At 60.0% G+C, this 14,730-nt stretch carries 12 protein-coding genes; 3 read left to right on the top strand and 9 right to left on the bottom strand.

The window, feature by feature from the left end; genetic code table 11:
* Positions 1 to 60: 60 nt before the first annotated feature.
* The 7 genes from Q0K62_RS07040 to Q0K62_RS07010 all read right to left on the bottom strand — a co-directional run bounded on the left by Q0K62_RS07040 (position 61) and on the right by Q0K62_RS07010 (position 6,864).
* On the bottom strand, positions 61 to 1,491 hold the full coding sequence (locus Q0K62_RS07040; RefSeq protein ID WP_297317269.1) for an MFS transporter: 1,431 nt from the start codon (positions 1,489 to 1,491) through the stop codon (positions 61 to 63).
* The gene (locus Q0K62_RS07035) at positions 1,484 to 1,951 is read right to left on the bottom strand and encodes a MarR family winged helix-turn-helix transcriptional regulator (protein ID WP_297317268.1); all 468 of its coding nucleotides are present in this window, start codon (positions 1,949 to 1,951) and stop codon (positions 1,484 to 1,486) included. The genes Q0K62_RS07040 and Q0K62_RS07035 overlap by 8 nt, the downstream gene beginning before the upstream one ends.
* A gap of 70 nt (positions 1,952 to 2,021) precedes the next feature.
* On the bottom strand, positions 2,022 to 3,452 hold the full coding sequence (locus Q0K62_RS07030) for a sugar porter family MFS transporter (protein ID WP_297317267.1): 1,431 nt from the start codon (positions 3,450 to 3,452) through the stop codon (positions 2,022 to 2,024).
* Positions 3,453 to 3,720: 268 nt separating this feature from the next.
* Complete coding sequence (locus tag Q0K62_RS07025; RefSeq protein ID WP_297317266.1) at positions 3,721 to 4,413, bottom strand: L-ribulose-5-phosphate 4-epimerase; 693 nt, start codon at positions 4,411 to 4,413, stop codon at positions 3,721 to 3,723.
* A gap of 71 nt (positions 4,414 to 4,484) precedes the next feature.
* On the bottom strand, positions 4,485 to 5,372 hold the full coding sequence (locus Q0K62_RS07020) for an L-ribulose-5-phosphate 3-epimerase (protein WP_297317265.1): 888 nt from the start codon (positions 5,370 to 5,372) through the stop codon (positions 4,485 to 4,487).
* Positions 5,373 to 6,378: 1,006 nt separating this feature from the next.
* Complete coding sequence (locus Q0K62_RS07015; protein ID WP_297317264.1) at positions 6,379 to 6,558, bottom strand: hypothetical protein; 180 nt, start codon at positions 6,556 to 6,558, stop codon at positions 6,379 to 6,381.
* Between the two features lie 12 nt (positions 6,559 to 6,570).
* On the bottom strand, positions 6,571 to 6,864 hold the full coding sequence (locus tag Q0K62_RS07010; protein ID WP_297317263.1) for a hypothetical protein: 294 nt from the start codon (positions 6,862 to 6,864) through the stop codon (positions 6,571 to 6,573).
* Between Q0K62_RS07010 and Q0K62_RS07005 the strand changes: the two genes are divergently transcribed.
* Positions 6,845 to 7,057, top strand: a complete 213-nt coding sequence (locus tag Q0K62_RS07005) for a hypothetical protein (RefSeq protein WP_297317262.1) — start codon at positions 6,845 to 6,847, stop codon at positions 7,055 to 7,057. The two genes, Q0K62_RS07010 and Q0K62_RS07005, sit on opposite strands and share 20 nt — an antisense overlap.
* Positions 7,058 to 8,450: 1,393 nt before the next feature.
* Here Q0K62_RS07005 and Q0K62_RS07000 read toward each other — a convergent pair.
* Positions 8,451 to 9,143 carry an L-ribulose-5-phosphate 4-epimerase gene (locus Q0K62_RS07000; RefSeq protein WP_297317261.1) on the bottom strand — a complete coding sequence of 231 codons (693 nt, stop codon included), beginning with the start codon at positions 9,141 to 9,143 and terminating at the stop codon, positions 8,451 to 8,453.
* A gap of 1,581 nt (positions 9,144 to 10,724) precedes the next feature.
* Here Q0K62_RS07000 and Q0K62_RS06995 point away from each other — a divergent pair.
* Positions 10,725 to 11,051 (top strand): hypothetical protein, encoded by a 327-nt coding sequence (locus Q0K62_RS06995; RefSeq protein WP_297317260.1) that lies wholly within the window; start codon positions 10,725 to 10,727, stop codon positions 11,049 to 11,051.
* A 323-nt stretch (positions 11,052 to 11,374) separates the two neighbouring features.
* A complete protein-coding gene (locus tag Q0K62_RS06990; protein ID WP_297317259.1) occupies positions 11,375 to 12,235 on the top strand; it encodes an alpha/beta hydrolase in 861 nt (286 codons plus the stop codon).
* Positions 12,236 to 12,869: 634 nt separating this feature from the next.
* Here the strand turns inward: Q0K62_RS06990 and Q0K62_RS06985 are convergent.
* Positions 12,870 to 14,730, bottom strand: a 1,861-nt coding sequence (locus Q0K62_RS06985; protein ID WP_297317258.1) for an InlB B-repeat-containing protein, incomplete at its 5' end; no start/stop codon positions are given.

Genomic DNA, 14,730 nt, shown 5'->3' with positions numbered 1-14,730 from the left:
ACGGTCTGATCGTCACCGCCGGCAAGGAGGCCGGTCGGGTCGGCGGTTGGGACTTCCTCCTTAACGATATGCCGACCGCCGTCGGACGGTCAGAATGAAGGCCAAAGCCGTCTCCGCAAACCCCAGGACGACCAGGAGCACGAAGGTGTGCCAGGATCCCTCAATGGTGCCAAGCCTCTGGCTGGTCTCCGCAGCCTGACCAGCAGAGACCAGGGTTGCGGCCGTGCTGGATCCCAGGGCGGCCGCAAACTGCTGGACGGTGTTGAAGATGGCGTTGCCATCAGTCTGCTCGCCTTGGGTCAACTGCCGGAGCCCGTTGGTCATGATATTGCCGAAACTCAGCCCGATGCCGAGCATGAAGCAGATATAGAGGACGATAATGAGACCATCGGAAAGTCTTCTGCCAAAGAGGGCGAATCCTGCCAGACCGATCATGGAGATAAGGCTGCCAGAGAGAATGGGAACTCGAGCGCCGAGTTGGTCGTAGATTCTCCCTGACAAGGGTGCCAGGACGGCTCCTAAGGCAGCGCCCGGTAGGACTATCAGTCCCGCTTGGAGAGCGTTGCGGCCGTTGACCAGCTGGATGTAGTTCGGCAGGATGAAGGACAGGGCCAGTGCGCATACCTCATAGAGGATGTAGGCGCAGACGTGGAGACTGAACAGCTGGTCTGTGAATAGACGCATATCGATGACCGGCTTGTTCTGATGGATTGACCGGTAGATAAACCATGTCATGGAGGCAATTCCGACCGACAGCGAGCCGGTGAACCGCCAGGACAGGGCCCCTGCAGAAGCGTTGCTGATTGCGAAGATGAGTCCGCTGAAGGAAAGAACGATCAGGAGGACATCCACAGGGTTCAGGCCTGCAGCCTGGTGGAAAGCTGGCTTGGCACGGATGCAGACCAGGCCGAGAATCAATGAGGCCAGAAGAACCGGCACCAGGAAGACGAAAATGAACCGCCAGCCGATGGTGGTGGAGACCAGTCCGCCGAAGGTGGGTCCCACAGCCGGTCCGATGGCGGTGATCAGGGTGCCGACGCCCATCATGGTGCCGATGCGCCGGGCTGGTACTTTGTCCAGGATGATGTTGAACATGAGCGGAAGGGCGATGCTGGTTCCCAGTCCTTGAACCGCCCTGCCCAGGAGCAGAAGCCAGAAGTGACCGGCCATACCGTCGATCAGTACGCCCACCAGGAAGAGGAGATTGGCCCAGAGGAAGAGTGTCCTGTCGGTGAAGCGGCGTTTCAACGCGGCTGAAAGCGGGGTGATCGAGGCCACGACCAGGAGGTACAGCGTGGTCATCCACTGCACGCTGTCCGTGCCCACCCTGAATTCCTTCATCAATGTCGGGAAGGTGATGTTCATGGCCGTTTCCACGATCACCCCGCAGAAGGACATGATCCCGGCGGCGAGGACGGCGCCTATGACTTGGGGTGGGATGGTGCTCTCCATTCCGCTGCTCGCGGTGTCTGCCGTCTTGTTCTCAGTCATGGCCACCCTCAACTTCCTGCGACTCGTCGGATTCTGAATTGAGCCCGATGAAGTATGACAGAACCTGGTTGAAGGTATCCAGCTCCTTGGAGGAGAATCGATCCTCCATGGCTTGGTCCTGGGCCTTGATGTAGTCCGAGGCGGCCTTGCCGAGCCCTCGCGCCTTGGCGGTCATGGTGACCACTTTCTGCCGGCCGTCATGGTCTGCCCTTCGGGTGGTGACCAGCCCGCTTTCCTCCATGCGTTGCAAGGCGGCGGTGGCGGTTGATCGCCTGATGTCGAATTCCTCCTCGATGTCGTGCTGACTGTGACTGCCTTCCGTAGACAGGAAGTCGATGATGGAGAGCTGGCGACCGGTCAGTCCGAACCCCGCGGCGTAGGAGTCCATCGATCGTGCCATCAGGTTGGCGGCTCGCTTGATGCCCTTACCGTAATCCGTGTGCATGTCGCTCACTTTCATTCGTTAGATATCTAACAAATAAAAGCGAGGGTATAGACATGCTGGGTGTCTGGCCGATAAGGGGGTTTCGTCAGCCCCTTTCCCGGGCCTCCTGCTCGATTTGCATCTGGCTCTTGCCGCGGGTTTCCGGCACCATGGCAAGGGCGAAGACCAGACTACCAATGTTGATGGCTGCGAAGAGAAGGTAGGTTCCGGACCCACCCAGGCCGTTCAACAGGATCGGGAAGAACAGGGAGAGGGCGAAATTGCTCAGGTTCATGGCCACGTTGGAGTAGCCCATGCCTCGGCTCTTGATGCTTGCCGGGAAGATCTCGGCCAGGAGGAGCCAGGTGACGGGAGATACCAGACCCTGGACGAAGATGACGTAGACCATCATCATGGCGATCATGATCCAGGCCGCCGTTTTCGACCCGTTCGGGGATTCGATGAAGAGATATGAGACACCGATGCCGATCAGGAAGACAATGGTGCCTCCCAGTCCCACGGCCAGGATGGTTCGTCTGTTGAATCGGTCGATCAGGCCCAGCCCGCCGATGACCGAAGCCAGGGCCGAGACCAGGATGACCGGGACCGTGGTCAGGATGGACAAGGAGGGGTCGAAACCGAGGGTGGACACGAAGATGGTAGGAGCATAGTAGTTGACGATGTTCAAGCCGGTCAGCTGGTTGATCATGCCCAGTCCTATGCCGATGACCAGAATCCTGCGTAGCCAGGGGGTTGAGAAGGTTGCCTTGGCGGGTTTGCCCTCGGAGTTCTGGTGCTGTCGGTTCTCCTTGACCAGGGAATCATAGGTGTCACGGGCCTCGGTTCCACCATGGGTGGTGTGCAGGAGTCTAACGGCTTCGGTATGCAGACCGTGTCGGACGAGATGGGCGGGGGAATCGTGGATGGCCAGGGCGATCAGAGACAGAAGGACAGCCGGGACCATGACGGTCCAGAGCATGGAACGCCATCCGGCACCCAGTTGGTTGAGCACAGCGTTGACACTGACCGCCAGTAGCTGCCAGACCACGATCATGACCGAGTTGATCGAGACCAGACGTCCTCGTTCCCCGACCCCGATCATGTCGGCCAGGTAGATGGGAACGATGGTCGATGTCATGCCGATGCCCATGCCTATGATTCCTCGACCCAGTATCAGAAGGAGCAGGTTCGGTGCCAGGGCGCTCAGGGCGGCTCCGGGAATCGACAGGAGGGCGCCGGTCAGGATGAGGTGGTGGGGACCGAATCTGTCGTTGAACATTCCGGCCAGGTAAGAGCCCAGGGCGGCACAGAGGAGGAGGCTGGATGTCACCATGCCCTGCTCGGAGGCGTTCAGATGGCCAAGGTGCCCGGAACCGATGTTCATGCTTACCAGAGCACCCGACAAGGAGGTCAGGGCATATCCGTAGAGACCGCCTGCACAGATGCCCAGACAGCTCATCAGCCGTATGTGCCTGCGTCGCTTTTCGGCCAGTTGTGCCATATCCAGATCAGCGCTCAGCTCATCGAAGTCTGCCATTGAACTCCTGCTTTGTGATTACCGATTTCCTCGGTCTTATGCTAGCTGGAGAGTATGAGATTCCTTGGCCTGCCTCTTCTTGTCAGGCTCGACCCGATAACCTGGCTGGTACGGACGTCAATGTCGGCGGTTTTGGGTTTGTCGATTGGCGGGCTCCGGTTCGGCGACCGGGTCGGCCGCAACCGCCGTCTGTCGCTCGGCAGAGGAAGAGGACCTGCGGTGCGTTTCAGCTTCCTGCAGGCCCTCCTGAATGACGTGCGGTGGTGTTTCAGTGTTGGCCGTAGATGTTCTTGTATCGGTTGTTGAGTTTGGTGATGTCGTCGTGGTTGATGGGGATGGGTGTGCCTATTTGTTCGGCGGCCCATACGGTGTGGGCGACCTCTTCGGTCATGGCGGCTGCCTTGACGGCGTCCTCGGCGTCCTTGCCGATGGTGAAGGGGCCGTGGTTGCGCATGAGGACGGCGGGGCATCCGGGGTGGTCGTGGAGGGTGTCGACGACGCCCTTGCCGATGGCTTCGCTGCCGATGAGTTCGAAGGGTCCGACGGGGATGTCGCCGCCGAATTCGTCGCCCATCATGGTCAGGGTGCAGGGGATGTCGCGTCCGGTGGCGGCCCAGGCGGTGGCGTAGGTGGAGTGGGTGTGGACGATGCCGTGGACGTCGGGCATGTGGCGGTAGATGTAGGCGTGGGAGAGGGTGTCTGAGGAGGGGGCCTCGCCGCCGTCGACGAGGTTGCCGTCCAGGTCGGTGACGACCATGGAGGCGGGTGTGAGGTATTCGTAGCGGACGCCGGAGGGTTTGATGACCATGAGGTCGGCGCTGCGCAGGCGTTGGGAGACGTTGCCGGCGGTCCAGACGACCAGGTTCCATTTGAGCAGCTGCTCGTGCAGGGTGGCGACCTGTTCGCGCACCTGCTTGACCTCGGCACGCACCTCAGACGAAAAATCAGACAAAACGGTCATAAGACTCTCCTTAGTATGTCATGTTCATCAACTTATACAAGTAATGTGCATCGATATGGGCTGCATGGCCTTCATCGTCTGGTGGTGGTCACGGGCTCCTGCCGGATGCCCACCTTCTCGAAGAGGGCGTCGAACCGGGCCTTGGCCTTGCGGACTTCGGCCACCGGGTCGTCCGACTTCTGTGTCCACATCTCGATTGTGTAGCTTCCCGAGTATTTCAGCCTGACGAAGGTCCGCAGACAGGCCTCGAAGTCCACGGTCCCCTCGCCGAAGGCGAGGTCGCGGAACTGGCCCGGGAAGGTGGCGGTCACGGGTTTGGTGTCCTTGAGATGTACAGCCACGATGTTGTCGATGTAGGTCTCGAGTTCACGGCCCACCTCGTTCTGGGGCCATGCGGTCAGGTTGCCCAGGTCCGGGTAGGCCTGGAGCCAGGGACTGTGAATCTGCGACTTCACATAGACGACCTTCTCCAAGGAATTCATGAAGGGGTCATCCATGGTTTCGATGGAGAGCATGACCATCTTTTTGGCGGCCATGTGCACGCAGGTCTCCAGGTTCTCCATGAAGAGCTCCCGGCTTGATTGGGTCTTGGGCTCGTAATAGACGTCGTACCCGGCCATCTGGATGTTGCGGATGCCCAGATCGACTGCCAGGTCTATGGCCTTGTCCATCATTTCCAGCGACTTGGCACGGGTCTCGGGGTTTGATGCTCCCAGGGGGAAGCGGCGGTGTCCGGATAACATGAGGGTGTTGATCCGGCTCCCGGTCTTCCACATGGCCTGGCGGAAGAGCTCGCGGTCGTGGTCGGTCCAGTCCAGTCGGGCCAGACGGTCATCGCTTTCGTCCACCGAGAACTCCAGGAAGTTGAATCCCAGGTCGTGGACCAGCTCAAAGGTCTCCTGCCAGGACAAGTCCTGGGGGAGGGCCTTCTCGTAAATCCCCAGTGCATTGGCGGTCATGCTCGTTCACTCTCCTGTCGTGTCCTGCACATCGGTCCGGGACCCCCATCGTCATCAATGGGTCGATGACGGCCTGAAAGGTGAATGCGGCACTACGATTCGGGGCGACCGTCGCCTCGTGACCGCTGTGTTCGCACCGGCCGCTTCCGGTGGTCCGGTATGATTGTCATCACGGTTTCACGATAGGGTGTGAAAGCGGCCTGTAGGGTTGGATGCGTGAACATGTGTTCATGGCCAGCGACCGGGGTCGATAGGGTACAACTGACCAGCAAATGATTCCTTTTCCTGCCTAATAGCCGCTCATGCAAGGGTATCTTTACCCACTATGGGTGAATTATGAAACAGTTGAATCAGGAGTATTGAAGAAAAGTTGAACAAATGTTCATCATGATTTCCCGTGGAACGATGCCTGACAGGATGGTCGTTCGCGGTTCGGGTCCATCCCGGCCGATGCGGAACCCGGCAGGTTGGTATGTATGGTCCATGCATTTGCACCCCGTCCAAGGTGTCTGGATGACCGGCAGCGAATGCACCGGGTTATCCGTTCGGCATGAGATGTCGGATGCCGGCCAGGTACCAGACATCATGAAGCAGGACCGGTTGCAGGCATATTCCGCACGCTTCGTTGTACGGAAGCATATGCAGCCCATCCTGGTGGTCAGGCCTCGGGGGGTTGTACCTTGACAGGTGCCGATGATCCGGGGCCTTGGTCCTGCTCTGATCCGCCGATCGTATTCATGTTCATGGTATCCGGGGCAGGCTGCATGCCTGTCCTCGTCGTTGGTCCGGGTCCCATGACACGGCCGATCAGGACCAGTCCGATACTGCTGCCGAGGGTGCTGGTGGTGCGGTCGTATCCGAGAACGTGGCCGAAAAGCGAATCGCGAGCCGGATGGAACATGGGCGGGGAACCCTGTTTCAGTGAACCTTTCCGCTTGAGCGGATTGGCTGATACCCCTCCCCGTCGTTTACGGTGGCTGGCTGGTCGGGGAACACTGATGACCGGTCAGGACCGGTGATCCGAACCCTGCATCTGCCTGCTGTACTCGGCGGTATCGCTGTAGGCCCTGGTCAGGATACAGCTGATGGCCAGGTCGATCCCCATGGCCATCAGGAGGGCGGCCGCCGCCAGGAACACCCATGGATACTTCCGGTGGATATGGCTCCAGGTCTTATCGGATGCCATGATGTTCCTGGTTCACAAGCCCGCATGGCTGTTTCTGCGTAGATCGCCACGCTGTTGTTTCCGGTACAGCCATGCGAGGTAAACCGCCGCAAGCAGCACCAGCATGCACAGCATTCCATTCCTCCCCGGTTTTTCCTGTGCTTCTCCTTCCTTGCCATCGATGCCTCGTACCAGCGAATACCGATACCCGGCATCATGGATATCCGACTTGCCGAACGAGGCCGCCATGCCGACGAAAAGCATGATGAGGGCGACAAGAGCGAATATGGGTGTCACGAAGCCGGTGATGGCAACACGCGCGGTCATGACCAGACCAGCCGTCCCCGTGACCAGAAGCGCACATACCCATATCGCCTTCACGGCCCCGATCGACAGATCCATCAGGCACACGCCCCTGCCAGGCTCCTTCAAGGGGATCTCCGTTGAGGGGACCGCCATGATGGCGGATACGACCAGCATCAGCGAAAAGGCGGGGCAAACTGATTCATCGGATTCCTGAGCGCAGACGGCACCCGCCCCGATCGGGGCGCCGACATCATCATCGCCGCGTACCCCAGGACGGCGATGGCGATCGGAAGACCCACATCGATGGAATCGACCACTCTGCCGTTCCCGTCTCCGGCCACGAACACGGATCGTATCACCACCACAACAAGCGGCATGCATACAATGCCCCCCCCCCCGGGAACACCAAGACCGTATAACGGCTCTCCCAAGGAGTCGGCCCGTCCGACGACATCAGTGCGTGGTCCCATGTCAGGCAGGGCTCCATACCCCCCTGCCGTTCACCATCGCCGGAATCCAGGAGAGTATGAGAAAAAACACCACGGACGGTGACAGCAGTCTTGTCATATCAGAGCCTCCTTGCCGATGATCAGCAGCACGGCCGTTCATGCTGCGGAGGCATCGAGCCCGCCGTTGCCTCCTGATTGGTCAGAGCCACAGGCGATACTCCGTCCACAGACCATCTCCCGATTGCTGTGCTTCGTCATGTTGTGGGCTGATTTCAGGCCACGATGCGCATACGGAGCACAGTCCCCGCCGATCAGCGAAATCGATTGGTTCCAGTTCGAATCATGCCGGTTTCCTGTATGGTGCAGCACGGTCATTGTGGTTGCCAACCCGTCCTTGGCCGAGCATGTATCAGGGGCGGTCCGTGACTGGTTCAAATGCCGAGCAAGGGCATCATATCGGTGATGTGCATGGTTCCCCTTCATGATGGGTAATGCACGGTTTTCCCGGATCGGTCACGGTTTCCTCAAATACGTGCCGGGATTCGTCGTACATGCCCACGCGGCTGGCGCAACAAAGCTCGAGGGTGGAATCAATGAGCACTCCGTGCTCCCCCCCCCCCCTGCAACGCTTGCCATAATCCACATCCTTCTTCCATGAAAAAGCACTGCAGATAAACGACACGGCCACATGGTCGTATGAGATTGGGACTCAAAATAGCACCGTTTCGAGGGTATGGCGTATCGACGGTCGCACAACGCATACGTCATTACGGAACCGATCATCCGACCTTTCCGCCGCATGACGGTTGAAATCTCCGTCAGTCGTCGGCAAGGTCCATATATGTGCATCAATTGATCGTTTGCCTCATCCGATGCCGCGCCAAGCAGCTCGCCGCATGAGGTTCTTGTTGTTCATAAGACCCGGCAGGCGGAGTCCCTCCCGAAACCGACTCGAACCGGATGAAGTGGATCATGCCAATGCCCATGCTATCGGATTGGTGGATGGTTGGTGGTGTCGGGTGAGGTGCGGTGTGGTGTCGGCTTCGTTCGTTTCCTGGTTTCCGATATGGTCCGGGGTGCGGTGGAGTGAGGGGGCCGGACGGGGTTGGGGTCTTCGTCCAGCCCCCTCACTTGGTATGGGCCAGAACCTGTTGGTTGTCAGTGTTGGCCGTAGATGTTCTTGTATCGGTTGTTGAGTTTGGTGATGTCGTCGTGGTTGATGGGGATGGGTGTGCCTATTTGTTCGGCGGCCCATACGGTGTGGGCGACCTCTTCGGTCATGGCGGCTGCCTTGACGGCGTCCTCGGCGTCCTTGCCGATGGTGAAGGGGCCGTGGTTGCGCATGAGGACGGCGGGGCATCCGGGGTGGTCGTGGAGGGTGTCGACGACGCCCTTGCCGATGGCTTCGCTGCCGATGAGTTCGAAGGGTCCGACGGGGATGTCGCCGCCGAATTCGTCGCCCATCATGGTCAGGGTGCAGGGGATGTCGCGTCCGGTGGCGGCCCAGGCGGTGGCGTAGGTGGAGTGGGTGTGGACGATGCCGTGGACGTCGGGCATGTGGCGGTAGATGTAGGCGTGGGAGAGGGTGTCTGAGGAGGGGGCCTCGCCGCCGTCGACGAGGTTGCCGTCCAGGTCGGTGACGACCATGGAGGCGGGTGTGAGGTATTCGTAGCGGACGCCGGAGGGTTTGATGACCATGAGGTCGGCGCTGCGCAGGCGTTGGGAGACGTTGCCGGCGGTCCAGACGACCAGGTTCCATTTGAGCAGCTGCTCGTGCAGGGTGGCGACCTGTTCGCGCACCTGCTTGACCTCGGCACGCACCTCAGACGAAAAATCAGACAAACTCACCATGAATCACTCCTTTGTCCGGTATGGGCCTCATTGTATACGCCCTATATGTTAGCGATAACGATTATATCGTTGACCATGAATCCCCGCATTGATGGAAGGTCGGTCGTTCCTGCCGCGGTATATACACTCTGGCGTGTGAGCGGTCTGCTTTGCATCTGGTGACGATCGCGGGTATCGCAACCGATTGCGGATGCATATGCAGGCGGGGCACGGGTTGAGGGAATCTTGGATATCGGATAGGCAGTGCTGGTGTCGACACCTGGATGGCTGCCTGCGGTCTCGAAGCATACGACCTTTTGAACGGGGGCAACCCGCAGCTCGCCTGATCCGGTGAAGGGGATGAACGGTACCGACGGGTGAGGGACAGCGGAGGTCCGATTCGATGTACTCGAGGAGAAATACTTCGCACCCGGTGGTGCACCTCCGTAATGCAAGGAACAGACATGTGGGTTCCGGGGCATGATCCCCGGTGATCAGCAACGGTCCGAAGGACAGGATGGCAAGCACCATCGGTGCCATGGACACCCTGTGTCGATGCCGACGTGCACTACCGGAACGTGATCATGAATCTCGGTAGTTTGAGTTTCTGAGACTTCGAACCCGACTCTGCGGGGGATTATTCGGTTATCGGCTGCTGTATCTGTTCCAGCGGGACGGCAGGTATCCCAGGTATGGAAACCAGCAGTCACCCGGGGATGGCTATGATCACGTGCGGCGAGGATCGACGGCCGACGTTCATGCGCGATCATGCCCGTATCGTGGCTGAGTGGTCACCGTGCAGGTGCGAAGTCCGATGAGGAAAGGTCTCAGCACCAAGGAGTGAGGCAGGGAAGAGGCCCGGGAGATGCTTGAGCGCCTGTGGAACCAGGCGAATCGACGACTACAGACTGTGGGTCGGCGAAGCCGAGAAGGCCGGGAAGACGGGTTCGTGAGGTCTGCGGACGCCGCCGTCAGGATGGCCGAGAGCAGGCTAACGTGTCAGCGATCTTCTTCGTGGCGAGCTACGCCGAGGCGTAAACGTCGCGATACCCGCCTGTGCGTGATCCTCATGGTGGTGGAGCAACCTGTGTATGCCCGGCCGGTCATGGGATATCCGTCCTCTTCCATGATGGCTCCTGAAGCGTGTTGTCTTAGACAATGAAAAATGGCTGCTAATTGATGGACGGCAACAAGTGATGACCGGGAAAAGCCAATATGGTGATTCCTGTACGACTTTTCATCACAACACCATGGTTCGCTTTATGAAGATGCAAATGGCCTGAAAGCAACGCGAGGGAGGGGTATATGTTCCTCGTCGAAAAATCGACCGAGCCGGAACCGTAGTGACAGGAGATCAGGGAAGGAAGCCGCTTCCACGGGTGTTCCGATGGCGATCGGATGCCTTCTGCGAATGTCCAGACTCCTCAAGGGCGCGCTGCTTGCCATGTTCCGCCCGGCTGTGCTGTATGTCTCGGTGATCGGCATCGGAACACAGGGACCGCCGGCCATGACCGGCGGTTTGGAGACTCAGGTCTATACCAAACCCATGGAGCTCTTACACGGACTAAGAACGGGGCTGAGGCATCTACCGTTCATGAAATAGTGAATTCAGGCGTTTACGACTACCTGGTCATCCCCATTGACGACGACCTTGACTATCCGGATGCCAAATCTTCGATCAATGCCTACAAGACGGGCGATTCGAAACAGGAACCTGCTGTCTACGCGGTTATCGACCATGACCGGCAGTGGAAGAACACCCGTTGCGGTGGTGGTGTCTGGAATTATACGGAGCTGTCGTGCGTCACCTTCAATCCGGATTCCTCGGACAGCGTGCGATCGGTCAATATCATGGTCGACATGGGGGGGGGGCGGTATAAGACTCTATATGCAGAACTGCAGAACGTCCGGAGGTGCCAAAGACTGTAGCGGTCCGGCTTCCCTCGTCGGCTGGAATGGACACCTGCTATGTGAGGAGCGGGTATCAGGCGAATTGGGGGTTGGTGGCCGATTTTGGATTCTTCCCGCGTGCAACAATAATCCGGCCGTGCCGGAGGGGCGGCGCCTGCCAGATCGTTCTTCGTGTCGTGGTATAACGTGGCGGGTCCTGGGTTCCCAGGGTGCACCGAGGAGACCTCCTTCATATATCAATGGGTGGGGTTGAAGAACAGCACATGGGTACCGGTCAAGGAGCTTGCGCCCAAAACTGTGGAAGTCCTGGGCCTATGTCGGGTTGTCGTAGAGTGGTTGACATGAGCACAGGCAACGAAGTGATGGTGGAAACCCGCGAGGGTCGCCGACTTGCCGGCAGAGTCTACGGCCCCCGTGACGGCGACCCGGTACTTTTCATAGCCGGGGCCGGTATGGGCAAGTCCATGCTCTTCGGTGAACAGGTCCTTCCACGGCATGATATCCGTATCCTGACTATGGACAGACCCGGTATGGGTGCGTCCGACCCGGAACCGAACCGCACGATGACAGACACTGCCGAGGATTACCGTACGTTCATTCAGGCCCTGCTTGGCACGGAGGCTACATCCGTCCCTGTGGTGGCGAATTCCCAGGGTGGCATGTTCGGTCTCGCGCTGGCGGCACTGGGTTTCGCGACTGCGCTGGTACTGGTCTCTCCCGCTGATGAAACGCAGTACCCGGCCGTCCATGATATGCTGCCCCCGGAGAACACGCAGCTTTCCGATCTGGCCGTATCATCCCCTGACGACGCACGGAAGGTACTCCAGGATTTCTCCGCGAAGTCCATGGAGGATATGGTAATCAGCGGTTCCACGGCGAAGGACAGCACATTCTACACCAGCGAACCCTTCCTGACCCGGTACCGTCAGGCACTGTCCGAGGGGTTTGCACACGACGGTGCCGGTTACGTGCAGGACACCATGCTGGCCATGAGGCCTTGGAGGATTAACATGTCCGCGGTGCGCTGCCCTGTGAGCATACTGTTCGGCGAGGATGACAGGGTTCACTCACCAGACCATGGCTTGGTGCTGCAGAGCAGGATTGCAACCGCGACGCGCAGACTTTTCCCGGGCGAGGGTGGTTCGCTCCTCTGGACAAGGGCCGGGGACGTTCTGGATATCGTGCATGCGCTGGCGAAATGACATTGGGTTTCTTCTCACCGGCTGTCAGGTCTTTCGTGGCATGCGGACCCAGGCCGTGATGCCTATGGTGGTCATCCTCGACTACAGCCATCAGGTGTCGCTTGGGTGTGTCTTTTCTGCCGTTGAGTCCAGACATGTTGTTGCTGATTGGTTATGAATCGCGATTGGCCTTTTCCTCTGATATGACTGGTTTTTCTCCGGTTGGAACCATCGGTGGCTGGTTTCTGGTTGATGGGAGCGGTGGGAATGCCGCACACCGCGTCCTGCCGCGAATTGTAGGGGTGGTGTCGGTTAATGTAAGGTGTCCGTGAACCGGTTGCTCCCTCGTTTCCGGTTTGGTCAATATCAACGTTCCTGCGATAAAATGCATTACTATTCGCCTGGGAAGAGGTGCCTTGCATTGAAGGATTTCCATGGCGTGGCGTTTGGTGATCCCAGGTTGGGGTGTGGCAGCCAGGGGTGTCCGGATCGGTTGGGGTGTGGCGCGTCTTATCAACCGCGCGTCGTTGTTCCGGCTGGTCGCGCTGTTGTCGTGGTAGTGCGGGGAAGTGGTGGTCCCGCCCCTGTTGGGGGTGGGGGCGGGACCACCTGGTGTCCGTGCCGTCGTTTGGGGAATGTGACGGTACGGGCCTGCTTACTCGTGTGAAGTGTGTGTGGTGCGGGTGGGGTGTCGGTGTCGTCTGGCCGCGTCGGTGGCGGCCATGAGGGTCAGGCCGATGGCGGCGAGCAGGAGGATGCCGTGGCTTCCGGTCAGGGGCAGGCTGCCGATGGTGACGTACCGGTAGGTGTTGCCGGTGTCGTCGGCCTGGGGTGTCCCGTCGAGGGTCCAGCTGATGGTGACGGGCACCCCTCCGGCCGCATGTTCCGGTGTGGTGACCGTCCACGTGTCGTCGGCGCCGGCCGTGGGACCGGTGCTCTGGTCCCGATCGAAGAGCACCCGGGTAGGTATGCCGCGTGCGGGGAAGGGCACCGAACCGGCCTCTGCGGTGGCGATGGCTCCGGGGTTGCGGCCCAGTTGGCCGTCCACGTTTGATCCCCAGGTGTAGAGGTTCCCGTCGGATCCAATGGCCATGGAATGGGTATATCCGGCTGCGGAACCGGTGTACGTGACCCCAGTGGGAGCTCCCACCTTTCCGGGGGTGGATCCGCTGGAGGTTTTGCGTCCAAGCTGGCCGAAGACGTTTTCACCCCAAGTCATCAGCGTTCCATCTGACGTGAGAGCCGTGGAATAGTTGAATCCCGCGCTGACCGCGGTGAAGGTGCTGCCGATTGGGTTTGACACTGGTCCCGGTCGTGAGTTCCCCACGATGGTTGCACCACTGGTCACACTGCTGCTGCGTCCCAGTTGGCCGCCATCGTTGTTGCCCCAGGTGTATACATTGCCATCGGATCCGATCGCCATCGAATGATAGCCTCCTGCGCTGACCAGGGTGAAGCGCACCCCGGCGGGGGGTGTGACCGGTGCAGGCAGTAGGTTGGTTGGTGCACCGCTGCTGGTGGTGTCGCGTCCCAGCTGGCCTTTGCTGTTGCTTCCCCAGGTGTATACATTGCCATCGGATCCGATCGCCATCGAATGATAGCCTCCTGCGCTGACCAGGGTGAAGCGCACCCCGGCGGGGGGTGTGACCGGTGCAGGCAGTTGGTTGGTTGGTGCACCGCTGCTGGTGGTGTCGCGTCCCAACTGGCCGTAGATATCGTTCCCCCAGGTGTAGAGGTTCCCGTCGGATCCGAGTGCCATGGAATGCCAGTAGCCTGCGCTGATCCTGGTGAAGGTGACGCCGGTGGGTGCTGTGACCCGTCCGGGCCGGTCGGCCGGCGTAACGGTGGTGTCGCGTCCCAACTGGCCGTTCCTGTTGTCTCCCCAGGTGTAGATGTTCCCGTCGGAGCCTAGCGCCGTGGAATGGTAGGCACCTCCGACGGCCTGGGTGAAGGTGACGCCGGTGGGTGGTGTGACCCGTCCGGGCCGGTTGGCGGGTGTGCCGGTGGTGTCGCGTCCCAGCTGGCCGTTGCTGTTGTATCCCCAGGTGTAGAGGTCCCCTTTGGAGTCGATGCCCAGGGAATGCCAGTCTCCTGCGCTGGTCTGGCTGAATCTGATGCCGCGTGCGGGTGGCGGGGTGAGGGTGACGGTGGTGCCTCCCGTGTCGGGTCCGTGGTCGGGGCTGATGGTCCACTGTCCGTTGGTTCCGGTCCAGTGGGCGGTGATGGTGATGCTTTGGGTGACGGGTCGGGTGAAGTCGTAGGCGACGGGCGTGGTGCCGGTGAACCATCCGTCGAACCGGTATCCGTCCCTGGTGGGGTCGGTGGCGGGCCGTGTGGCCGTGTCCCCCTCGGTGACCTGTTGGGTCCGGGTGGCGGGTGTGCCGCCGTCGGCCTTGAAGGTGACGGTGTAGGCGGGGCGGTCGTACCGGTAGGTGCTGCTCGTGTCGTCGGCCTGGGGTGCCCCGTCGAGGGTCCAGCTGATGGTGACGGGCACCACTCCGGCCGCATGTTCCGGC

The organism is uncultured Bifidobacterium sp. (genome assembly GCF_945269915.1).
Taxonomy (GTDB): domain Bacteria; phylum Actinomycetota; class Actinomycetes; order Actinomycetales; family Bifidobacteriaceae; genus Bombiscardovia; species Bombiscardovia indica.
The sequence above is the reverse complement of the archived record's forward strand: the minus strand, read 5'-3'. Positions and strand labels throughout refer to the sequence as shown.